This window comes from Amycolatopsis oliviviridis, assembly GCF_014654365.1.
In the GTDB taxonomy this organism is placed as follows: Bacteria; Actinomycetota; Actinomycetes; order Mycobacteriales; family Pseudonocardiaceae; genus Amycolatopsis; species Amycolatopsis oliviviridis.
In genome coordinates, this window is the sequence record NZ_BNAY01000018.1 from 61,750 (window position 1) to 85,841 (window position 24,092).

Annotated in this window: 10 protein-coding genes; 8 read left to right on the forward strand and 2 right to left on the reverse strand. The window is 67.9% G+C overall.

From position 1 onward, the window contains the following. The first annotated feature begins 166 nt into the window (after window positions 1-166). The 3 genes from IE302_RS41855 to IE302_RS41865 all read left to right on the forward strand — a co-directional run bounded on the left by IE302_RS41855 (window position 167) and on the right by IE302_RS41865 (window position 12,718). Window positions 167-418: a hypothetical protein gene (locus IE302_RS41855; protein ID WP_191260025.1), complete on the forward strand. Its 252-nt coding sequence runs from the start codon at window positions 167-169 to the stop codon at window positions 416-418. A 242-nt stretch (window positions 419-660) separates the two neighbouring features. Continuing rightward, entirely contained in the window at window positions 661-11,160 is a 10,500-nt protein-coding gene (locus IE302_RS41860; RefSeq protein ID WP_191260026.1) for a WXG100-like domain-containing protein, read from the forward strand. Between the two features lie 109 nt (window positions 11,161-11,269). Beyond that, window positions 11,270-12,718: a cytochrome P450 gene (locus tag IE302_RS41865; protein ID WP_191260027.1), complete on the forward strand. Its 1,449-nt coding sequence runs from the start codon at window positions 11,270-11,272 to the stop codon at window positions 12,716-12,718. A gap of 485 nt (window positions 12,719-13,203) precedes the next feature. Here IE302_RS41865 and IE302_RS41870 read toward each other — a convergent pair whose 3' ends face one another. Together IE302_RS41870 and IE302_RS41875 are read right to left on the reverse strand one after the other, a co-directional pair. Beyond that, entirely contained in the window at window positions 13,204-16,662 is a 3,459-nt protein-coding gene (locus tag IE302_RS41870; protein WP_191260028.1) for an FAD-dependent oxidoreductase, read from the reverse strand. Further along, entirely contained in the window at window positions 16,659-18,449 is a 1,791-nt protein-coding gene (locus IE302_RS41875; RefSeq protein WP_191260029.1) for a fatty acyl-AMP ligase, read from the reverse strand. The genes IE302_RS41870 and IE302_RS41875 overlap by 4 nt, the downstream gene beginning before the upstream one ends. Window positions 18,450-18,676: 227 nt before the next feature. Between IE302_RS41875 and IE302_RS41880 the strand changes: the two genes are divergently transcribed. The 5 genes from IE302_RS41880 to IE302_RS41900 form a co-directional block, all read left to right on the forward strand. Next, window positions 18,677-19,615, forward strand: coding sequence for a 1-phosphofructokinase family hexose kinase (locus tag IE302_RS41880; protein WP_191260030.1), 939 nt, complete (start codon window positions 18,677-18,679; stop codon window positions 19,613-19,615). Between the two features lie 63 nt (window positions 19,616-19,678). Further along, entirely contained in the window at window positions 19,679-20,956 is a 1,278-nt protein-coding gene (locus tag IE302_RS41885) for a class I SAM-dependent methyltransferase (protein ID WP_191260031.1), read from the forward strand. Between the two features lie 10 nt (window positions 20,957-20,966). Further along, window positions 20,967-22,157, forward strand: coding sequence for an ROK family protein (locus IE302_RS41890; RefSeq protein WP_191260032.1), 1,191 nt, complete (start codon window positions 20,967-20,969; stop codon window positions 22,155-22,157). Window positions 22,158-22,343: 186 nt separating this feature from the next. Beyond that, complete coding sequence (locus tag IE302_RS41895) at window positions 22,344-23,312, forward strand: ABC transporter substrate-binding protein (protein ID WP_191260033.1); 969 nt, start codon at window positions 22,344-22,346, stop codon at window positions 23,310-23,312. A 142-nt stretch (window positions 23,313-23,454) separates the two neighbouring features. Continuing rightward, window positions 23,455-24,092 (forward strand): NCS2 family permease (locus IE302_RS41900; protein ID WP_191260034.1); only part of this gene is annotated, 638 nt, incomplete at its 3' end.

Here is a 24,092-nt window from a genome sequence, read left to right on the forward strand (position 1 = left end):
GTGTCGTGAGTGGCAAGTGTCGTTCTAACGACACTTGCCACTCACGACCCACTTGGGTGCTCCTCCTTCGTGAGTGAAAGCCCTCCAAGAAGCGTGCGGCGCATAAGTTCTTCTATGGTGTGACCGGTGCTTTTGGCATGATTCCGCCGAAATATCCTGGTCGAGTGTGCTCATTGACGGTATCGGAGTGGTGATGGTCAAGAAATCTCTTGGTGTTCTCCTGGTCGCCTTCTCGGCGTTGGTCGTGACGGCTCCCGTTAGTTCTGCCGAGGATCTGGTCCACCGCGGTAAGTTCGCCAATTACGCCGCGGCTGAGGGATTCTGCGTGATGGGGAAGTGGGCGGGCGCGTTCGAGAGCTGCACCTATGTGAAATATCGGCCGTCCAGCGAGGTCATTGATCTTTTCACCAATCGCTGACCGGTTTTGCCGGACAGCGGCGATCAGGCGTGAGTAGAACATCTCCGGGCGAGATGCGCGCGTGTTCGCTCCAGGTGGCGTGGTCGGTGCGGGGTCGTGAGTGGCAAAGAGGGTTAGAACCCGAATCGCCACTCACGACCCCGCGCCCGCCACGCCACTTTCGGCTGAGGTCTCGATGGTGACTCAAAGGTTGCGAAAGTGGCTTTCGCAACCTCTGTTTCAGGGAAGGGAGGTGAGAGTAAATGGCCGGTGGTTCGGTGAAGCTGCCCCCGGAGTTGCAGAAGTTCTTTCTGGTGACGTTGGGGATGTCGTGGCCTGAGGGCAATGATGTGGCGTTGTCGGTGTTGGAGCGGGCGTGGCGTGAGTTCGAGGTGGCGGCGGGGGAGTATCAGGACGCGTTGCGGGCGAGTGGTGCCGGGGTGGATGCGGCGCTGGTGGGGCAGACTGGGGAGTTTTTCGCTTCGTATCTGGGGCGGGATGTGGTTTCAGGTGTGGAGGCGTTGGGGGAGGCGTCGGGCAGTCTGGCGGGGATGGCGAAGACGGCCGCGGCGGATGTGGTGAAGGCCAAGGTGATGATGGTCGCGATGGCGGCGATGGCGTTGGCGACGATTGTGCATTTGCTGGCGACGCTGATTTTCGCGTTCATGGCTGGTGCGGCGATTTTGACGGCGCGGGCGGCGTTGATGGCGGTGTGGCGTGCGTTGGTGGCGAAGATGCGGGCGCTGGCCGGATTGAGCCTGACGAAGGAACTGGGGGTTCAGGTCGCGAAGGGGGTCGGCAGGGCTTTGGTCCCGGTGGCGGGGTTCGCGGCGGCGGGTGCGGGGATCATGGGGGGTTTGGATCTGTCGATCCAGCTTGGCCAGATCGCGGCGGGCAAACGGGCGGAGCTGGACGGGAAGTCGTTACTGGGCACCTTCGTCGGCGGGGCGCTGGGGGGTGCGTTCGCCGGGATCTTCCACGCGGGTGCGGTGTGGTTGCGGGGTGTGGCGTTGGAGGGGGCGGGCCAGGCGGCGGGGAGGGTCGCGGCGGAAGCGGCGGAGGACGTGGTGGCGAAGGTGGCGGCGAAGGAGGCCGCAGACGCCGTGGATGATGCGGTTCCGGGTGGGGTGACGGGTAAGACGGGTGGCGAGAAAGCACCGGAGGCCACAGCTGGCGGGGAAAAGGCGGTCGAGTCGCCGAAGCGGGTGATCCCGGGGTCCGTCGAGGCGTTGGGGCACTTGTCGTATGGGGCGGGTCAGGTCGGGGTGGTGTTCATCACCGCTCCGGTGATCAACGCCGCGACGGGGTCTCCGCACGCGAGTCCGTGGCTGGGGATGCTGGGGGCGTTGTCGGGTTTCGGTGGTGGCCGTAATGGCTCCTCGGGCAGTGGTGCGGGGTCGTTGGACGCGGTGATGACGGCGTTGGATCATTTGCCGAGCGCGCCGCGGCTGAAGATCCCGGCAGCCGACATCAAGACCGACGGGCTCACCACCGGGGAACGACTCTTCCTCGAACCACCACCGTCCTATGCGGACACGATCGACCGGCAGAGCGAGGCAAGCCCGATCACCACGGTGCTGGAGGAATCTCCCGCCACCGCTGTCGCGCCGATCGCGGGCGAGCGAACGTCGATTTCCGCCCCCCTGCCGTTGGCGCCCGGAGTCGGTATCGCTTTCGTCGATCCGGCGTACCTCGGCAACGTGACCAAAGCTTTCGCCGGTCACGCGCCTGGTGTACTCCCCATCGCCGTACACCATCGGGATGGCTCGGTGATCCTCCCCGATTCCAGCGGGCGTCCGGTTCCGCGGGACTACGGCCGGTTCACCGGTGAACTCGCGGGTCTCGCTCCTTGGGGTGAGATCTCGAAGATCGAGCTGTACGCCTGCGACGTGACCCCGGAAAACGTCGCCGGGCTCAACACCGCTCTGCGGACCGTTCCCGCGCTCGCGCACATCACGCTGACGCCGCACCGGGTGAACGAGCGCGTCCACATCCTTCCCGACGGCAGCGATCGTTCCGGTGACGTGCCCGATCTTCCGCCGGGGACGCTCACGCTCGCTCCCGGTACGCCTCCGCCGCTGGACGGGCTCACCTGGCGGCCGCCCTTGTCCGCCGCGGCGGGACCCCAAGATCTGAACGGGTACATCCGGCAGCGCGGTATCGTCAGTCCCCGGAATTTCGACGCGGTACTCAGCAACGGCGGGCTTCCTCCTGAGCTCTGGACGGCCGTGCGGGACGAGGTCGTCGCCGACACCGGACCGCCACCGGTGAGCTGGGTGCGCTCCTGGGCCGAGGGGATGGAATCCGCTTCGGGGGCACTGGGACTTCACTATCGTCCCTCGGATGTCGCGAGAGCCTCGGGCGCCTTGCTCAACGAGCACGAGATCGCGCAGACCTGGGGACGCGCGCGGGTGACCTTCGAGTCCGCTCTCGACGTCCGTGGCGGACTCGACCAGGCGGATTCCCTGGCTGTCCGTTCGATGATCGAGGGGTTCGTCGACGCCGCGGTGCAGGCACGCCCGAACGCGCTGCCTCAGGTCCAGGCCGGGGTCTTCGTCGGGCCGGATTCCACGACGGGCCTGACGGAACTAGGGCGGCTCATCGAGTGGAGCGTCAGGTCCAGGCTGGGGGAGTATCCGGCGGACGTGGTGACGCCGTCCGCCGACGTGCTGCTGACGCGGGTAGCGGTCTCCGCCCTCACCCGGCCGGTGGCCGACGGGCGGATCGGCGTGGTGCAGATCCGGGTCGACGGTCAACGTGGCCTCTCCGGGCTGTACGGGCCGAAAGCCTATGCGTCGCCCCAGAATTTGCTTCCGGCGGAACTGTCGGCCGAACTCGCCGGCGCGCGAGCGGCTCTCCCGACCGTCGGGGACGCTCCGGCGCTCGCCGAGGCGCGGGCGATCATGAACCGGTATCACCAGCCTCCCCGGGTCTTCGTCGAGCGGGAACCGTCGCGCCTGCACCAGGCCCACGGTGAGCGGCACGAGGCCGCCACCCTTCTGGTCGCCTGGGAACTGTTCAACTACTTCGATCAGGTGGCGGCGGAAAGCCGGGCTCGGCAGCTGATCGACTTCGTCGGCTGGCCCCGGCAGAGCGGGATTCTGGGCGGTTCGGTGTCCATACCGGAACCGGCGACGGCAGAAGCAGGGCCGTCTTCGGCCGAGCCTGCCCTGGTCGCGGCCAACATGTACGGCGAAGAGAACCTGATCGCGCTGCTTCCCGACGACGTGGACCCGGCGGTGCCGAGGACAGCCTGGCGCAACTCCAGCGTGCACTCGATGCGATACATCCTGCGAGAGTCCGGTCACGGGGACACCGATCCGTCCCGGCCCGCCGAAACGGCCGAACTTGCCCGGTGGGCACGGGTCACCGGCGACCGCCGGCCGACACCACTGGTTTTGGCGCTGTGGCAGGGGGATTCCGGTTTCCGGGTGGGCCGGGAGAACCTCGATCCGGCCGAAACGGTCCGGTACCTCCAGAAAAGCGCGGTCTTCCAGCGGTTCCAGAGCGATTCGCCACGTCCTCCGCTCGTGCTGCTGATGGACGGAGGGGACGGCGAACTCACCGCCGAGTTCCTCGGTGCGCTCAGCGCGAGGATGGGACCCGTTCACTCGTTCCTCTATCAAGGCCCCTCGCACTTCGAACCGGAAGGCACGATCAGGGTCCCGCGGGAAGCCGAGTTCACCGAGACCTTCGGCGTCCGGCTCGACGACGTCCAGTACGTCAACGAAGGTGTCGCTTTCTCGTTCTTCGAAACGGGGTACCAGACCGAAGTGGACGGTGCCGGGGAAGTGGCCGCGGCGGCCATCATGGAATGGGGCGCCACCCACGACGGTCCTTTTCCGACGGTGGTGGTGTTGCCCGGTGACGACACCATGGTGCCGATCGGCTTGCGAGGAGACGACGTCCGTGTCCCCGCCGGGGGCGAGGACATCGCGCGACTGTATCTCGAGGAAGAGGGGACGCGAGAGGAACTGGCGGCGGATCCGGACTGGCCGATCCTGCTGGTGGCCGATTTCCCGCACGGGGAAGCCCGGCCCGGTGACGTCCGGTTCGACTTCAGCGCGGCGCTGGCCCGTGAGGGTTTCTTCAACCCGGTGTACGCGACGACCCGCCACGCGCCGGAGGCCGGACGGGTCTTCCCGCTCGTGTCGGGGTTGTACGCGGACCGTGTCGAGTTGGACTTCGTCGCGCAGCCGGACGAGGAACCCACGGTGGTCTTCGTGCGCCACGAGGGGGACGACGCGGCCTTGGACGCGGTGCGGTCGTGGGGCGAACACGAGGACGCGGCAGGGGTGCGTTCGGTCGAGGGACCGGATGGCGAGGACGTTCCGGTGCCCTGGAGCAACGCCGTGCCGATTTTCGTCAAACCCGACGCGGACGGCCGTGTTCACTTGGTGCGCTCCGATGGCCGGCCTGCGACGGGCGGCCTCGGAGCAGCACTCCGGGACAGCGGGAGAGTGCGCTCGGCTCTCGGTTCCTTCGCCGATGGCCGGGCGCCGCATCTGGAGTGGACACCACTGCTGGTTCCGCTGGAGGGGAGGATCACCGGGCTCGGGGAGTTCGCCCGCGTCTTGGCCGACGGCGGCTACTCGCGCGCGATCTACGCGGCCCGTGGCCCAGTGGTCCTGAACGACGACGGGACGATCACCCTCACCGAAGCGGGGTTCGACCATGTCCCGGCGGTGCCGCCGGACCTGGCGAGGGTGGTCAGCTTCCCGCTGGCGAACGCCCGCCTGGGTGTCCACGGTCAGTTCTTCCCCCGGGACGCCACCGACATGCTCGTCCAGTGGCGAGTGGGCGCGAGTACTGGGCCTGTGTCGGGGCAGCTCTATTTCTCCGAAACGTCGGAAACGGCCGGACCGCTGTACTTCGACACTTTCCTCGCTCCAGGGGGTGAACCGAGCTGGCGCACCGTCGTGCACGGCGGTCCGGGGTGGATCGAAGTGGCGTTGTCCACCGGTCGTCCGTTCGAGCTGGGAGATCGGTTCGCGCTCGAAGGCGATGCGGCCGGCGCCACGCTTTTCGGATCGGCCGTGTACCGGATGGCCCAGCCCGATCCCCACCGGCCGTACTGGATGCTGGCCTGCGAAAGCGCCGCGAACACGAAGCTCACCCGTGCCATCGAGTCGAGATGGGGGACCGGCCCCGTGCTCGGCCTCACCGACACCGCCAACTTCCGCTGGACCGGCGACGCGGTCCATGTGAACAATGGCGGCCACCTGACCGCGGTGAACCGGCCTCACCTGAGGAACCCCGATCTCGGCCAGCTGGCGGCCGGGCACATCGGTCCTCAGCGGATCGAGCGGCGCGACGGGTCCGATCTCGGCTCCGACGTCCTTGAGCTGTCGCGGCGCGCCGCGCGCGCTTCGGCCTGGCGGCTGGCCAACGGTGGCGAGCCCGCGGCGATCCGGATCGCGGTGCGAGGCGGGGCCGAAGCGGACGGCCTCGCCTGGGGTGAGCGACTCGCGGCCGACCTCCGTGCCGCCGCGGACGAAGAGGCCGCCTCGCTGACGAGCCACTATCGCCTTCCGGACGTGCGTGAGCGTTCGCCGGAGACCGTGGTCGCGTTCGAGGACGGCGGACAGCGTCCGATGGTGGCCGATGTGGAAGTAATCCTGTCTGAGGGGGACTTCGGCGCGGACGCGCTGAACCCGAGATACCTGGACGGGATGGAGACGGCGTTCGCCGCGCTGACCCCGGCTGCTCGCGGCGTCCCCGGGCCTGTCGCCGTCCTGGAGCTGCCACGCGGTCTCGGTGTCGCCTTCGTCGATCCGGCTCATACCGGCAACGTGACCAAGGCTTTCGCGGCGCACGAGGAGGGTGTGCTCCCGGTGGCCGTCCATCATCGGGAGGGTCGCTGGGTTCTTCCCGAAGGCCGGGCGACCTCTCGGCAGTTCGCCGACGCCCTCGTGGCCCTTCCGGCGAGTCGCGTCACCTGGCCCGAGATCACCCGCTTGCGGCTGTACGCCTGCTACCTGACGCCGGGAATCGTCACCGGGCTCCAGGCCGCGATGAGAGAGATACCCGCGCTTGAGCACGTGACCGTTTCCGCCGCCCACTCGGGTGTGCGGGTGCATTTCCTCCCCGACGGGGACATCGTCACCGGCGCTGTGCGGGACCTGCCGAAGGGGACGCTCACCCTCGCGCGTGGCGACGAGAACGCCGGATCGGGTGGCACGTCGCGTCGTTCGGCCCGGCAGGCGGCGGCGTCGCTGCTGACGGGGGTCCGGGAGGCCTTGTCCACGGTGACCCATCGTCCGCGGCGGAAGGGGAAGGAGGCGGCGGAGTCCAGCCGTCCTGCTACTCCCAGGGAAGTACCCGGTTCTCCGGCCGCGGACGACGGTTCGCTGTATGTCCGGCCGCGAACGCCGGACCGGCATTCGCGTGAGAACGAGCCTCCTCCGCTGGATGTGGTGTCGTTCCGGCCGCCTCTCGCCGAGCAGCCGGGGCCGAAGACGTGGTACGACTACGTGCTGCGGCGTGGTATCGCCGGCGAGGGCAAGCTCGCTGAGGTCGTCGAGGGATTGGCCGAAGACCTCGGCGCCGGACTCACCAGGGTTCGGCCCCTGCCGACGGAACTCTGGGAACTGGTGCGGGATCAGGTCGAGCTCGACCCCATCCCCGCCGGCTGGGTACGCCCTTGGGCGGAGGCCATGAACACCAGGCTCGACCGGAATTTGCCTTGGGATGACGAAGACGATGTGGTGAACGCCTCGGCTCATCTGCTGGACGATGCAGAAGTCAGTCAGGCATGGGGTGGCGCCCGGGTGGCCTACGAGCTGTCCGATCACGGGGGAGGTCGCGCCGACTGGAAACACATCGAACGGATGCTGAACGGATTCGTCGATGCGGCGGTCCAGGCGCGTCCGGACGCGTTGCCGCGAGTGACCGCGTCGATCTCTCAGGACTACGGCGGATACTACGGTCCGAGCCGGTTGCGTTCGGCCGTCGAGAAGGCGATCACGTCCCGGCTGGCGGAGTACCCGCCAGGTGCCGTGATGGTTTCGGCGGAGCAACTGCTGGCCCGGGTTTCCCTGTCCGTCGGCCCGCGGGACAACAAGAACCGGGGAATGGTCCGTGTTCGCGTGGACGGCCAACGCGCGCTGTCGGGTCTCTACGGGCCCGTGGCGTACTCCGATGCCGACAACCCGTTGGGCGAACACCAGCGGCGCCTGACGGTCAACTGGAAGACGCTCAAGGAATCCCGAGCTCTGGCGACCTCGGTCCTCCGGGGGCTGGCACCGGACGATCCGGTGTTCTCCGAGGCGCGGGACATCATCAATCGAACCCAGGAGCCTCCACGCGAGGACGGCGCGCGGCATCCGCTGCGGGTTCATCGGGCGCACCGGTCCCGCTACGCTGTCGCCGTCGACATCGTGGCCTGGCAGCTCGCGATGGCACGCGCCGATGTCACCCGGGCCGGCTGGTTCCGGGAGAACGCGTGGCGATTCGCCGTCGGCATGAGGAGTTATCTCGCCTGGCCACGGCAAAGCGTGTTCTCGGGAGGCGTCCGGGTCTTGCCCGCCCCTTCGCCCGCCGGAGGCGAAGTCGCCGTACTGGCGCTCCCGTACAGAACCGGAGTGGCGTTCGTCGATCCGGGGTACGCCGTCAACGTCGCGCAGGCCTTTACCGATAGGAACATAGTGGTCCGAGAGGTCCCGGTGGTCGTGCACCATCGGAATGGCCAGTTCGAGCTTCCCCGGCGAGGCCGAGGGCCCGTTCCGCACGATTCCACCCAGTTCGCCGAAGTCCTCGCGAAGTTGCCAGGGGGAGTCGTCTACTGGCCCGATGCCACGGACATCCACCTCTACGCTTGCGATCTGACACCCGAGATCGTCGGCGACCTCGAGGCCGCCGTGAAGGCCGTGCCTGCCTTGAACCATCTCACGGTTTCGGCGCCGAAGCAGGGTTCGGCTTTGCATCTCCGCACCGACGGCACCTTCGACCAGGGTGACCGGGCCGTCCAGCCGCCCGGCACCCTCACCCTCGCGAGGGCTTCCGGATCGAAGCCCTCGCGATCGGCCAGGGCCGCCCTGTCGTCGTTCTCGACCGGGTTACGTCAAGCTTTGACGCGTCGCCCCGGGCGTGATCGCACGGCCGCGGCCGAGTCCTGGCCGCGCTGGCCCGACGAGATACCCCCGTTCACGCGACCCCAGGACGAAGTGGTGCCGTCCGACGTCCTCGCCTTCCGTCCACCTCGGGACCTGCGAGCGAGGCCGTCGACGCTCTACGAGTATGTGCTGCAACGAGGTCTGGCCGGCGAGGGCCGGGTCGGCGCCCTCATGGACTCCTACCTCGCCGACGGCATCGAAAGCCCGTTGCCGGCGGAACTGTGGACGATGGTGGCGGACGAGGTCCGCCGTGACCCGATCCCGGTGCACTGGGTGCGTTCCTGGGCCGAGAAATATCCGGTCACGAGCACGCGGACGGCCGCGGAGGACTCGGGACTCCTGCTGAACGAGACGGAAGTCGAGCTGGGCTGGGGCGTCGCCCGGACCGGTCACGCCACCTGGCTCACCCGTGCCTTCGACCTTTCACCGATCCCGCGAATGCTCGCGGGGTTCGTCGACGCCGCGGTGCAGGCACCTCCGGACGACCTGCCTCGGGTGGCGGGCCGGGTTTTCGTGGACGCCGGTTCTTCGTGGGAGGTGGCCGAACTCCGAGCGCTGGTGCGGTCGAGCATCGAGTCACGACTCGCGGCGTACCCGCCAGGGTCGGTGACGGTTTCCGTGGAGCGACTGCTCGGGCGGCTCGCGATCACGGCGGTCACCCGGCCGCAGGGGGACCCACTGATCGGGGTCGTGCAGGTCCGAGTGGACGGACAGCGTTCACTGTCGGGTCTGTACGGTCCGGGTGCCTATTTCGATCCCGACAATCCTTCGCACCGCCACGCGAGATACTCGGTGGAGCACGAAGAGCGAGTCCGTGCGGAACTCGCCCGTCTGCGACCGGACGACCCGGTGTTCACCGAGGCGCGGGGACTGATGGATCGGCTCTACGAGCCTCCGCGGGACTTCGCCGGACAAGAACCCCCGTTGCTGCATCGGTTGCACCGCAAGCGGTACCAGGTTGTCCTCGAGAGGATCGCGATGCAACTGGCCCGAGCCCAGCGTTTGACTCCCCGCCAGCACTACGTCGCCATGTCTCGGCAACATCTTCACGAGTATGTCGATTTCGTGGGCTGGCCGCGGATGAGTGCGATCTTGGGCGGCGCACGGGCGATGTTCGCTCCGTCCGGTGCCGGCGGCGAAGTCGCGGCCCTGCCGTTGCGGCACAACGCCGGGATCGCTTTCGTCGAGCCGCGCTATGCCACTAATGTCGCGTTGACGTTCGCCAGACACCCCCGTGACACCATGCCGGTGGCCGTCCATCATCGGCAGGGGCGATGGGTTCTTCCCGACGCCGGCGGCACGCCTGTCCCGCATGATCACGGGCAGTTCGCCGCCGTGCTCGCGAATCTGCCCGCCGGTCTCATCTCCTGGGGAGGTATTTCGTGGATCGACCTGCTCGCTTGCGATCTTCGTGACGAGGACGTCGCCGGTCTCAACGACGCCTTGCGTGCTGTGCCGGCGTTGTCGCACATCACCGCCACGGCGGTGTGGGCGGGGACCCGGATCCACCTCGTGTCCGATGGCCGCGCCCTGCGCGGCGAGCATGCGGACCTGCCGCCCGGCACCCTCACGCTCACGCCCGCGGATTCTTCGGGAACGTCGTCCTCGGACGCGGGTACTCCGCCCGCGGGCGTGCTCGCCTGGCGGCCGGGAGGGCCGGACCGGACGCTGAACGACCTGACCCGAAGGCTCAGCATCGCCAACGAGACCAACTTCTCCAGATTCATGCAGCCCGGCCGGTTCGGCTCCTTGGCCCCCGAGCTCTGGCGGCTCATCCAGGAACAGGTGGCGGCGGACGCCAGCCCGACGCCGCGCAGCTGGGCACGGTCGTGGATCGAGACCATGGATTCGGTGAGATCCCCCGAGGGTGACGTGTACCGAAGCGAGGACCTGGCCGCGGCCTCGGGAATCCTGAACGCGTGGGAGGTCGACCAGGCTCGCGGGCGTGCCCGGGAGGCCTTCGAGGGCAGACTGGGCGACGACGGTGAACTCGACCGGGACAGCGTGGCTTCGATCGAGCTCATGGTGGACGGATTCGTCGACGCCGCGGTCCGGGCGAATCCGGACGCGCTGCCGATGATCCAGGCCGTCGTTTTCGCGGAGCAGGGCTCCACTGGCGGGACGACCCTGGTGCGGTCTCTCGTGGAGGCGCAGATCAGGTTCCGGTTGTCTCAATACCCAGCAGACGCGCTGCGGACACCGATGGAGCGGCTGCTGTCGCGCGTGTCGTTTTCCCTGCGCACGCCCCAAGCCGGTGACGAGCGGATCGGCAAGGTCGAAGTGCGGGTGGACGGTCAACGGGAGGTGTCCGGTCTCTATGGTCCGGCGGCCTTTTCCGATCCGGACGATCCGCTGCCTTTGCATCGCGATGAGCTGGAAGAGGCGCGTCGCGATCTCGCCGACGTGGACCGGAACGGTCCGGTGTTCCTCGACGCTCGTCGGATCATGAACCGGTTCCACCAGCCTCCCCGGGTGTTCGCGGGCGAGGAGCCGCGGATCCATCAGGCCCACCGGGAACGCCATCAGGCGGCCACCGACCTCGTCGCGTGGGACCTGACGAAGCCGCCGCACCGATACATCGACGACAACGTCCGGCTCGCGAGGCAGCGCGCGCAGGCCTTGCTCGGCCCCGTGGGCTGGCCGCGGTAGGGGGCGCGTTCGTGAGGGAGACCCCTCCACCTGCGGCTAGGTATTGGCAATCTGCCATCAACGATGCGACGGTCGGGTGGCAGCAGATCTCGCCAGGGAGATGGTCATCATGACGAGCGCCCTCGAAAAGGTCACCGGAGCGGTGCGCCAACGGGTTTCTTCGCTCACGTCGGTCCCGCTGCCGCGCTCGGTCGACGAACGATGGCTCGGCGCGACGTGGCCGGTCCGGGAACTGGCTCCCGCGCCGCCGGGCCTCAAGCCGGTCCTCGGTGACGACGGCGCGCCCGTCCTCGGGCACACGCTCGACTTCATGCGTTTCGGTACCGATTTCACCCTGAAACGCTACGAAACCTACGGTCCGGTGTCGTGGATGGGCGTGTTCGGCCGCCGGATGGTCGTGCTCTCCGGTCCGGAGGCGACGCAGATCGCGTTGGTGAACAAGGACAAGGCGTTCTCGTCGCAGGACGGCTGGAAATTCTTCATCGAGCGGTTCTTCGACCGCGGCCTGATGCTGCTCGATTTCGGCGAGCACCATCTGCACCGACGGATCATGCAGACGGCGTTCACCCGGGACCGGCTCGCCGGTTACCTCGGGCAGATGGGGCCGACCTTGCGTGAGGGCGTCGCGGCCTGGTCGGATCGGGCGAACCCACGGATCTACTGGTCTCTCAAGCAACTCACCCTCGACGTCGCGACGCGGGTGTTCATGGGCATGCGGTCGGGTGACGACGCGGACGCGATCAACCGCGCCTTCGTGAAGGCGGTGCGCGCGGGAACGGCTGTCATCCGCTTCCCGATGCCGGGTGGCCGCTGGGCAGCGGGTCTGCAGGGCAGGAAGGTGCTCGAAAGCTACTTCCGCGCGAACCTGCCGTCGAAACGCCTGAGTGACGGCGAGGATCTCTTCTCGGCTCTGTGTTCCGCGACCACGGACGACGGTGAGCGGTTCACCGACACCGACGTCGTGAACCACATGATCTTCTTGATGATGGCCGCGCACGAGACCGCGACCATCGCCGCCACCTCCGTCGTCTACAACCTCGCGAAGAACCCCGAGTGGCAGGAACGCGCGCGCCAGGAATCGCTCGCGCTCGGCGACGAGATGCCGGACATCGACGCGCTGGAGTCCCTGACGGCGTTGGATCTGGTGCTCAAGGAGTCCTTGCGCCTGAACGCCCCGTCGCCGTCCTCGGCACGGATGACGGTGAAGGACACCGAAGTCCTCGGGCATTTCATCCCCGAGGGAACGCTGGTCAACGTCACCCCCACCGTCAACCACTTCGTGCCGGAATGCTGGACCGATCCGATGCGCTTCGACCCGGAGCGCTTCAACGAGCAGCGGCGTGAGGACAAGTCGCACCGCTACGCGTGGCTTCCCTTCGGCGGCGGCGCGCACAAATGCATCGGCCTGCATTTCGCGACCTTCGAGGTGAAGGCGCTGCTGCACGAGATGCTGCGGGCGTATCGCTGGACCGTGCCGCCGGTGTACAAGGCGCGCTGGGACTACACGTCCTTGCCCATCCCTGCGGACGGGATGCCGATCCGGCTCGAACGGCGCTGACGCCGGGGGCGTTCGAGGTAAGGGCCGAGCTTTCGCAACGCCTCCGTCACCCGCGACGCACTCAAGACCTGAGGTGAAGGGGACTTTCCGCTCATGTTATGAGAGGAAAGTCCCCTTCACCTCAATCGTGCCTTCTGGGCGCCGGCGTCCACAAAGGATCGCAGACGACCGAAGAATTTCCGTTTGATGAATATGTGTAAGGTTTCGCCTGGGTTTCGTGTAGGGCAATGAGGGTTCTCTTGAGGGGTAAGGCAAACGCGGCCGGGCGCGAGGCGTCACTGAGGGTGAGGGGTGTGTGGAAACAGGGACGTTCAACGCCCCTGTTTCCACACACCCCAACGCGACTGGACCGGTCACGCGGGACTGTGTGGATTTTGGTGCGTCCAACGCACCAAAATCCACACAGTCAGTGCCGGGAGTCCTACGTCGCGCAGCCACTGACCAGGCCACGAACACGACACCTTTGCCGCATCTCTCAGTAACCCTCATTGCCACTCAGCCAGAAGCGCGCTCCTGACCTGATCGACATGCGGCGGGATGAACATGCTGAAGTGGTTGCCACTCACGGGAAAGACCCGGATCCCCGCGGTTTCGACGTGCTCCCAGCCGTTCGCGGGGGCGTCCAGATGCAGCTTCAGCCCGAAGTGTGACGACGGCATCGGCGCGAAGCCGTCGGCGGTCTTCAGGACGCGCAAGGTCAGGTCCGAAGGCGGGAAGGCGTAGGTCGCGTAAGCGCGGATGGAGCTGAGCTGGACTTCCACGATCGAGGCCAGGTGTTCTTCGTAGCGGGCCGGATCGGTGGCACCGAGCGCGCGAGCGACCGCGTCCCGCTGCCCGGAAAGCGGTGCGTTCAGGTCCACTCCGCAATCGCAGGCGCCGACCGCGACACAGGACATGTGCCGGACCACGGCCTGGTCGCGCAGCGCGCCGGCGATGTCGTCCTCCGGAACGGCTTGACCGGCGACGGCCACGAAGGTGTCCAGCAGGGCCACCGGCGCGACCTCCGCCCCGGCCGCGCGAAGCTGCCGACCGATCTCGTAGGCCACGACACCGCCGAAGGAATGGCCGCCGATCCGATATGGCCCCTCGGGAACCAGTGCCCGGATCCGGTCGGTGATCGCCTCGGCGATCTCTTCGACGTCGTCCGTGGCGGCGCCGTCGCCGTCGAGTCTGCCCGGGATCTCGAAGGGGAACAAGGGGTTCCCAGGCCCCAGCGCGGCGGCGAGCGGACGGAAGTAGGTGCCCGCCGCGCCGATGCCGCCCACGCAGAAGAAGGGTTGCACGCCGGGGGCGAAGTTCTGTCGTACCGCGACCTGCCACCGTTCCAGTTCGGACGGTGTTTCGTCTTCGGCTAGGTAACTCGATACGGCGTCGATGGTGGGCAACTGGAGGAACAGGGTGTGCGGGACCCGGAAGCCGAGATACGCCGACAGTCCCGACATGAGGCCGGCCAGGGCGAGGGAGTCGAAGGCGAATCCCGAAAGAGGGGCCCGTGGGTCGGGCTCGGCGGTGCCGGTGGCCTCGGAGACAGCCTGGATCAGCCAAGCCCGGATTTCGGCGGAGGTCCGGGTGACGGTCCTCGCGGGTGCGTCCGGGGCGTCGGGAGCGTCCGAACCGGCGAACCGGCGCCGGACCAGGTCCAGCGCGTGGCTCATCGCGCACTCCACCGATTCGAAGCCCAGGAGGCCACCGGTGAAGTACGTGTGGTTCTCACCCTGCCGTGCTTCGAGGTCCTCCAGGATCCCGGACCGCATGTCCGCGCTCGTGAAATGCGGCATGAGCGACCAATCCCGGTGCAGCAACGGCCGCAGGTCGTGGCCACCGTATCCGGCGAGGTCGGTTTCGAGCTGCTTGCCGGTGTCCTCGCCGACGTAGGAGTAGCACGTGTAGACGTCGCTTCCGGGATACCGGTGCTGGAAGCCGATGCAGTGCCCGCGATCGGCGGAGCCGTCCGCGAATTCGCCCAGCAGGTAGAACGCGTCCCTCGGTAGCCCGGACACGGCCGCCACCGTCGTCCGGTAACGCTGGTAGCGCGTCCGGTCTGCCCACTCCCGCTCGTGCGCGGAGGATTCGAGCACGGCGGTAATCCGGTCCGGCGGGACGGCGATGATCAGGTCGTCCGCGACGACGGTGCCTCGGTCGGTGTGGACGAGTACCGCCCCGGTCTCGGTGTCGCGACGCTCGACGGACACGACGTTCGTGGCGACCCGGACATCCCGCAGTTCCGCCGCGACCCGTTCCCACAAGGTCCCGAATCCGCCCTTGATGGTGAATCGCGCGTCGAGGGTCTCGGCCGTGGGCACGGTGTCGGAGATCAGTCCCGTCGTCTCGACGTACTTGACGAAGTACAGCGCGGGAAGGTCGTCGTCGGGGAAACCGTAGCCGGCGCAGGTGTATCCCAGCCCGAACGTGGTGTACATCGACTGGAGATCGTTTTCGGCCAGCCATTCCGACAGCGGAGCCGACAACGCGGCCGCGGAGTGTGCCAGACCGGGCTCGCCGATCCGGGGAAACCGGTCCGCCCTCAGCCGCTCGTAGCGTTCGACCGAGCCGTCGGTGAAGAAGCGCATGTCGGTGGTGGTCCGTCCTGACCGGCCGGTGCTCAGCACCCGCTCGGCCGGGGTGGGTTCCGTCGCGACACCGAGTTCCGCCGCGAGCGCGGCCAGCCGCCGGTACCGGCCGGTGCAGATATGCGCGCCCAGATCGTGCGGATGCCCGTCGAACTCCACGGAAGCGGCCTTGCCCGCCACGTGATCGGCGGATTCGAGCACGATGGCCCGATGCCCGGCGCGTTCCAGTTCGCGGGCGGCGGTGAGGCCGCTCGGGCCCGCCCCGATGACACAGACCGTCCTTGTCGACGGCACGGCGCCGCGCCTGGGCGGCCGCAGCAGTTCGGCGAGTTCCGGTGGCATCGGCTTGCCCAGGCGCGCGAGCGAGGTCATGCGGTACATCAGCGCACGCAGATGCCCGAGCGACGCGGTGGTGTGCGGCGAGCGGCTCAGGGTGATCCCGAGCCCGGCCGGGGCGAGTGCCGGATCGAAGGCAAGGGCGTCGGTTTCCTCAGTGGACAGTGACCGGTCGAAGTGGATCTCGGCCAGGTCGGTCCACCGGGGCGCGCCGGGCCACGGCTTGGTCGCGTCGAGCGCAGCCTGGAACCCGGCGACGTCGGAGTCCACGGGATGCAGGCTGATCTGGAGGAGGCAATCGACGCCGCCGGTGTCCAGCCGCGCCCGGAGTTCGTCCCTGAGCCCGGTGGCGGAGCCGGTTTCCCCGGCGGGGCGGCCGACGGCTTCCGGCGGAGTAGGCGGCCACCACAGGTCGCCGTGATCGAACCGGCCGTGCCGCACCGGTTCCCGCGCCGGGATCACCCGGTACCGGGCCAGCCACGGCGTACCGTCCGCGGCGACGAAGATCCGGGGTGCCTGGCTGTACAGTTCGTAGGCCGCGTAGGAGGTCGCCACCCGCTCGGTGTCCCACAGCGCCGTGCGCAGATGCGGAAGACGGCGCAGAACCTCGTCGCGCTGCTCCGCCGAACCCGCGGTGAGCTGCCGGAAGGTGTGGGCGTCATGGGCGAAGAAATGCTCACCGGTGTTGAACGTCAGATCGAGCAGACCGCTCTGGGGCGACGCCGGGTCGAGCAATCGCAGCGAGAGGCCGCGCACCGAGACCTCGTGATCGTCCTCGCCCTGGGAGTTGCTGTACCGGCCGAGAACCGGAAAGACCTGCCCAGGACGGAAGAAGTCCTGGGCGGGGAAGGCCTGGTCGGTGACGAAGCGGAGGAGGCCGCGAGCGCCGGTCGAGGCCGGATGAAGGAACCGGGCCCGGTGGCGCGCCGAGTAGGCGACCAGCCCGGAGAGGTCGATGAGGACCTGACGGAAATCGTCGTCGATGTCGTACAGCCGAGGGTCTCCTGGGCCGGAGGACAGCACGAAACCGGGATTCACATCGCCTCCTGAAGCTCGTGACCGGGGGAGTGGAAGACATGCAGGACCTCGTCCGATCCGGACAGTGAACCGTCCGAAAAGGACCTTCCGGCCACCTGCCGCCTCAGCTTGCCGCTGGAGGTCTTGGCGGCCAGGCCGGGACGGCCGATGAGCAGGGTGTCGACGGTGATTCCGTGGTCCAGTCCGACACAGGTGCGCACGTCCTCCCAGATCCTCCGTGCGTCCTCCGCGTCGAGCCGGTCGGCGCGGGTTTCGACGAGTACCACGACCTTGCTCGCCGTGTCATCGTCGACCGAAAAGACCATCGTGCCGCCGGGACGCAGCAAGGGGTTGCAGTCCCGGACGGTGTCCTCGACGTCGCCCGGGTACACGTTTCGGCCGCGGATGATCATCAGGTCCTTGATCCGGCCGGTCACGTAGAGTTCGCCGTCCAGCAGGAAGCCGAGATCACCGGTCCGGAGCCAGCCACGAGGATCGTCCACTCCTTCAAGCCGGGCATGGAAGATCTCGGCGGTCAGCTCCGGCCGACCCCAGTAGCCGGCTGTGGTGGTCGTGGACCGCACCCAGACCTCCCCGACCCGCTCGGCCGCGCACGGCAGGCGGGTGGCCGGGTCGACGATCCTGATCTCGTCGCCCGCCTTGCTGGAACGGCCGCAGCCACGGAGGATCGTCGCTTGCCCGGTCTCGGAAGTGCGCACGACCTCGCCCAGGGCGAGCGCGTCCTGGTCGAGTACCGCCCGGCCTTGCCCGCGATTGGTGACACTGGCGGTGTTCTCGGCGAGGCCGTACGCGGCGAAGAACACGTCCTCACGAAGCCCGGCTTCGGCGAACGCCGCCGTGAACTCGCGCGCCGTCCGGTCGCGGACCGGTTCGGCCGCGCAGATCGCCATCTCCAGCCGGCTCAGGTCCCAGCCGGCGCGCTGCGCCGCGGTAGTCTTCCGGACGGCGAGGTCGTAGGCGAAGTTGGGTGCGGAGGTGATCGTCGCGCCGACCCGGGACATGACGGCGAACCAGACGGCGGGATCACGCAGGAAGGTCACGGGCGACATCAGGTGGGTGGCCGAATTGCCGCACACCGTGCTGAGGATGACGTTGATCAGTCCCATGTCGTGGTACTGCGGGATCCAGAACACGCCGCGGGTCGCGTCGTTCAGCCGAAGATCGGTCACGTTCGCCGCGAGTTCGTGCGCGATGTTCCCGTGGGTCACCACGACACCCTTGGGTGTGCCGGTGGAGCCCGAGGTGTACTGCAGGAACGCGGTCTCGTCCGGCGAAACGGGCTCGTGCGGGGGAACCGTCTTCGGATCCCCGCGGAACCGCCGATCGGTGCGGTACCAGGTCAGCTCCGGGAGATTCGTCCCGCTCCGGCCGAAGAAGCCGGCCACGGCAGCGATCTTGCGGGCCCGGTCGTAGGTCGCGTTCGTCAGCGCGACCCGGGCTCCGCAGTCCGCCACGATCTTCGCGAAGGTGTCCATCGAACGGCCGGGGCGCGTCGGGTCGGGCGGGTAGACGGGGACCGGCACGACACCGGCGGCCAGGCAGCCGGTGAAGGCGGCGATGAAGTCCAGGCCCGGCGGATACACCAGCACCGCCCGGTCACCGGCTCGCAGACCCCAGCCGTGCAGAGCCGTCGCGATCTTGTCCGTCGCCTCGCCGAGTCCTCCGGCGGTCAGTGTTCCCGCATCCCGACCGTCTTCGCCTACCCAGGTGAAAAGCAGCCGCGCCGGATCCACCGAACACAGCCTGCGCAACGCTCCGAGAACCGTCGGTGAACTGGGAGAAGTCATGGCTGATCGTGTGCCTCCGGCGCACCGGAAATGAAGAGGACTCCTGTCGGAGAGTCTTTTCGGCCAAGAATACTGCCCGGTATTCCGAAGCCGCGCTCGAATGACGAGCTGTACCTAAGGGCACAAAGGCTATCCGCGGAAGTCCGCCTTTTCTTCGCCGCGTTGAAAAAGAGGATCACGCTGGACAGGCTGATCACGGCCTGCGATGGCCTGATGGAGGGTATGGAATGTTCGTGGTCTTGGCGGCCGATCCGAGCGTCGATCGGGTGATCGAGGTGGATCGGCTCGAACGGGGCGGCCTGCACTGGGCTTCCACCGGAACGGTGCGTCCCTGCGGCAGGGGCGTGCACTTGGCACGGGCGTTGGCGGGTAACGGTTTCGGCGCGCGCGTGGTGGTCCCGGCGGGCGGGCCCGACGGTGACAACCTGGTCAGTCTGCTCCGCGCCGAGGACATCGAAGTGATCAGGGTCCGCACCGAAGCGGCCGTGCGGCGGAACATCGGCCTCGTGGAGCCGGACGCCACGGTGACGCGGGTGAACGAGATCGGCCCGCGCCTGTCCGGCAACGAAGTGCGCGTTCTCTGCGACGCGCTGGTGAAACACGTGGACGACGCGCACTGGGTGGTGCTGGCGGGACGGACACCCCGCGGAATGGACCCCGAAACGCTCGCCGAAGTGGTCGCCCGGCTGACCGGCGCCGGGGTCAAGGTCGCCGTCGACAGCAGCGGCTCGGCCCTGGTGGAGGCCGTGAAGGCGGGCCCGGCACTGGTCAAGCTGAACCTCGAAGAGCTCGAAAGCGCGACCTCTCGTCAGCTGACCACCTTCGCCGACGTCGCCGACGCGGCCCAGCAACTGCGCTCGCTGGGAGCGGGCGCCGTGCTGGCAGGGTTCGGCGCCAAGGGCGCGGTGCTGGTCGAGGACACCGGGACGTGGCGTGCCAAGGCGACGCCGGTCAGGCCGGTGAGCACGATCGGCGCCGGTGACGCTCTGCTCGCCGGATTCCTGGCGGCCGGAGCCGAGGGGGCAGAGGCACTCGGCGCGGCGGTGTGCTGGGCCGCCGCCGCGGTTTCCCTGCCGGGTGGCGTCATGCCGGGCCCCGTCGACATCGAGGCTCGTGAACGCGAAGTGGACGCCAGCGCCGAGTGGGACGAAAAAGTACGCGGTTGAGCGTCCGGAACCCCGACCGCCGGGCCTCACTCCGGCGGGGAATGTGAACGAGGGAAGCCTGTGTTGGACAACGCCATCTGTTCGGCCGTCAGGGAACACGCCTGGGTGGGAATGGTCCGGCGGGCACCGTCCGGGGTGCTCGAAGTCCGGCCGGCGAACGACGCGCTGGCCTTCGGCGGTGCGTCGTGGGCGCTGACCGGCGAGTACCTGAGCAATTGGGCGGACCTGTACGAATGGGCGTTCAAATCGGCCGAACTCGACGCGGCGGGGTCCGATTTCATCGGGCTGACCACCGCCACCACACCGTTGCCGGACAAGGACGTCCGTGACTGGATCGAGCACACCGTCGCGCTGGTGCGGGAGTCGAAGCCTCGCCGTGTGGTGGATCTCGGCTGCGGGACCGGGTTGCTGCTCCGGCACCTGCACGACGGGATCGAGTCCTACGTCGGGATCGATCCGACGAAGTTCGCGGTGGACCGTATCCGCGAGGCGCGGCTGCCCGGCGTGCGCGCGGTCCTCGGTGGAGCCCACGATCTGTTCTCGCACAAGGTGAAGCGGGCGATCGCCGAAACCATGGGCGAGGGTGGCAGGCCGGACTGCGTGGTGCTGAACAATGTCGTGCAGTGCTTCCCGGGGACGGAGTATCTGGCCTCCGTGCTCCGCGACGCGATCGAACTGGTCGAATCCGGTGGCCGGGTCATCCTCGGAGATCTGCGGAACCTGGCCCTGGCCGAAGAATATCGCCGGTGGCTGGAAGCGGGCGCGGACAGCGGGCCGGGGTTGTTCCGGGACGAGGAGGAACTCTTCGTCGACCCGAACCTGATCGGGTTGCTCGCCGCTTCGGTGGATCGTCCGGTCAAGGTCTCCATCCGGGCGAAGACCATGCCGGGGGACAACGAGTTCACCAGGTTCCGCTACGACGTGGTCATCCACGTCGACCCCGGGCAAGAACAGCCGCCCCTCGCCGAGGTGTCTTGGCGGGAACTCACCGGCGACCGGCTGGCGACATTGTCGGAGCTTGCGGGCGAGGGCCCGCTCGCGATCACCGGGATCCCGAACGCGCGCACCGCGAGCGCGGACGGAGTGTCCTCGGGCGCGTTGAGCGCCGCCATCGAGGGCACCGGTCTGGTGGCCACGTTGTCGCTCGACGACCCGGCGCTCCTGGAAGTCCGGCCGGCCGGCGGTGTGGAGCCGAGGCTGGACGCCGAGCCGCTCGAAGACGATTCGCTCGAGAGGTTCGTCGCCCGTCGCCTGCCGGAACTTCTGCGCAGCCACCTGGCCGAGAACTTCCCCGGCGTGCGGCTGCCGGAAATCGTCGTCAGGAAAGCCCCGGGTTCATAAGGGCTGTTCCTTGACTCCTGCGAAGAAGACCGGCCGGGCGCCGTCGATGCGCGGTGACTCCGCCCGGATGCTGCGACGGCACAACGAATCCCTCATTCTTTCGGCGCTGTATCACGACGGCCCGATGAGCCGAGTGGAACTGGGGCCCCTGACCGGACTGGGGCCCGCCGCGATTTCCCAGCTGGTGTCGGGTCTGCGGCGGAGCAGGCTGGTCCGTGAAGCGGGCCAAGTGGCCTCCAGTGGAGGACGGCCGAGGGTCCTGCTCGAGATCGACCCCGACTTCGGTTACCTGGCGGGAGTGGACCTGACCGGAGACTCCGTCGCCTGGGGATTGTTCGACCTGACGATGCGCCCGGTCGACATGCTGCGGCGGAAGCTCCGAAGTGGATTCACGGACGTCGAAGGGCTGGCTCGCGAACTGACCTCGGGGCTTCGCGAGCTGTTGAACTCGGCCGATGTCCGCGAGCCCGACTTGCTGGGGATGGGAATCGGGCTCCCGAAGACGGTGACCGCTTTGGCGGAAGAGTGGTCGCCGGGTCGGCTGAAGTCCCTGACAGGGCTGGAGATTCCGGTTTTCGTCGGATGCGGGGTGACCAACCATGCCTTGGCGGAGAGCCGGTTCGGCGCGGGGCGCGGCTTCGAGCGCGTGATCGTGGTGGAGATCGGTGCGGGCGCCGATGCCGCTCTCGTCGTCGATGGGCACGTGGAACGAATCTGCGAATGGGGTCACACGACCCTCGACTTCGGCGGACGGCCGTGCCACTGCGGCTCACGAGGCTGCGTCGAGGCGTACGTCGGCGTGCGCGGCATTCTCCAGCGGTATCACGAATCGTGCGGGCTTCAGCCGCCTTCCCGCGAGAAGGAAAGCGCCAAGCTGAGCGCACTTCTGCGGTCCACCGCCAACTCCGGACCGGCGGCGGCGCTGGTGCGGGAGACCGTCGGCTACCTCGGCGCCGCGCTCGGAAACCTGATCTCCCTGTTCACGCCGTCCAAGGTGGTCCTCACCGGCTGGGCCGGTCTGTTGCTGGGAAAACGCTTCATGACCGACATCCGGAAGGTCGTCGCCGGGTACACGTCGCAGCACGCGTATCGGCACACCTCCGTCGACCTCGGCGGCGCCGGGCCGAGGGCGGCGATGATCGGAGCGGCCGCTCTGACGGTCGAAGCTCTACTCGCTCGCGGTGAAGATCCTCGCGCCTAGATGAGCGATTCCGCGAAGATCAGTGGACGACACGCGTGATGCCCCTGCCTGAATATCCTGCCCGTGCGGCCATCCTTCGGGCACGCATGCTGGACGAACGACTGTTTGTCCTCGTGACGGCGCTGGAAACATCCTCCGATCGGGTTACCGTCCGATTCCGGGCGAGCCTCGCGAAGGGGAAAAGAATTGTTCGAACATCTCGGGAAACGGGCCGTCGCGTTCGCGGTCACCATCCTGCTTCTGGTGACTTCGGTGAGTGGTTGCAGCGCTTTCTCCGAATCGGCGCCGCCCGCCCCGGAGAAAGCCAAGATCACGGTGTCCGCCCTGCCGACTATCGACCTGGCCCCCCTGTGGCTGGCGCAGGAGGGCGGCTACTTCGAGGCCGAGGGACTCCAGGTGACCCTGAAACCGGCGAACAGCGGCCAGCCCCCTTACGAGGAGATGAACAGCGGCAAAGTCGACATGGTCCTGTCGAGCTATGTCCCGTTCATCCTCAGCGGGAGCACGCGCACGCAGAACATCAAGCTCGTAGCCGACGGTTCGTCGCTCGACAAGTACAGCAGCGCCATCGTCACCGTGCCGGGTTCTCCGGTCCAGCGGGTCACCGACCTTCCCGGCAAGCGAATCGCGGTCGTGGGGAACAACACCGTGGCGCATCTGCTGATCCGTTCGGTGATGGGTGACCACGGCGTCGACGACGGCCGGGTCGACTGGGTGACGATGCGGTTGGAAGACGTGGCCACCGCCTTGAGCGAGAAGCGTATCGACGCGGCTTATCTGCCCGAGCCGTTCCTGACCCAGGCTGCCCTTTCCTCCCAAGCCTCGATCGTCGCCAGTCTTTCGTCCGGCGCGTCCGTGAACTTCCCGCTGACCGGGTACGCGACCACCGCCGAGTGGGTATCGGCCAATCCGAACACCCTCGCGGCTTTCCGGCGGGCGCTGACCGCGTCGAGCCGCGACATCGCCGATCGGTCGAAGTTCGAACCGATCGTGGTGAACCATCTGAAGGTTTCCGCCGACGCCGCGGCCCTGATGTCTCTTCCGACGTTCAGTGCCGTGGTCAATCCGCAGCGGCTGCAACGGGTTTCGGATCTCTTGCACGCGATGCAGGTGACACCCGAGCGATTCGACGTCACCACGATCATCGCGCGGTGACCCGGTCCGGTCGCCCGGTTGCCCTATTCGACTTGATTCTTTTGGACGAACACTCCGCTCTGCCGCCCGGGTCGCTGATCATTTTCTAACATCGTCTCTTCCGTGACGAAGCACTCACGGAACCCGACGAAAGCAGGGGACGATGGTCAAGGCACAGGAGCGAAAAGGCGGCCGTCCGGTGTCCACACTGGACCGGTTCTTCAAGATCAGTGAGCGCGGCTCGACACCGGGGCGGGAGATCCGTGGTGGGGTCGTCACGTTCTTCACGATGGCCTACATCGTGGTGCTGAACCCGCTGATCATCGGCAGCTTCTCCGCGGACGATGCCGGCGCGCACAAGGACGTGCTGGGCAACATTCTGCCGGTGCCGCAGGTGGCGGCGGTGACGGCGCTGGTCGCCGGGGTGCTGACCATCGTCATGGGGCTGGTCGCGAACTACCCGTTCGCCATCGCCACCGGGCTCGGCATCAACAGCCTGATCGCGGTCACCTTCGCCTCGCAGATGAGCTGGCCCGAGGCGATGGGCCTGGTGGTGATCGAGGGTCTGGTCATCGTCCTGCTGGTCTTCGCCGGGATCCGGACCGCGGTGTTCAACGCCGTGCCCGCGCCGCTCAAATCGGCCATCGCGGTCGGTATCGGCCTGTTCATCTGCCTGATCGGCCTGGTCGACGCCGGATTCGTCCGCCGCGTCCCGGATGAGGCGAAGACGACGGTGCCGGTCGGGCTCGGCATCGACGGCTCGATCGCGTCGTGGCCGACGCTGGTGTTCGTCGTGGGCCT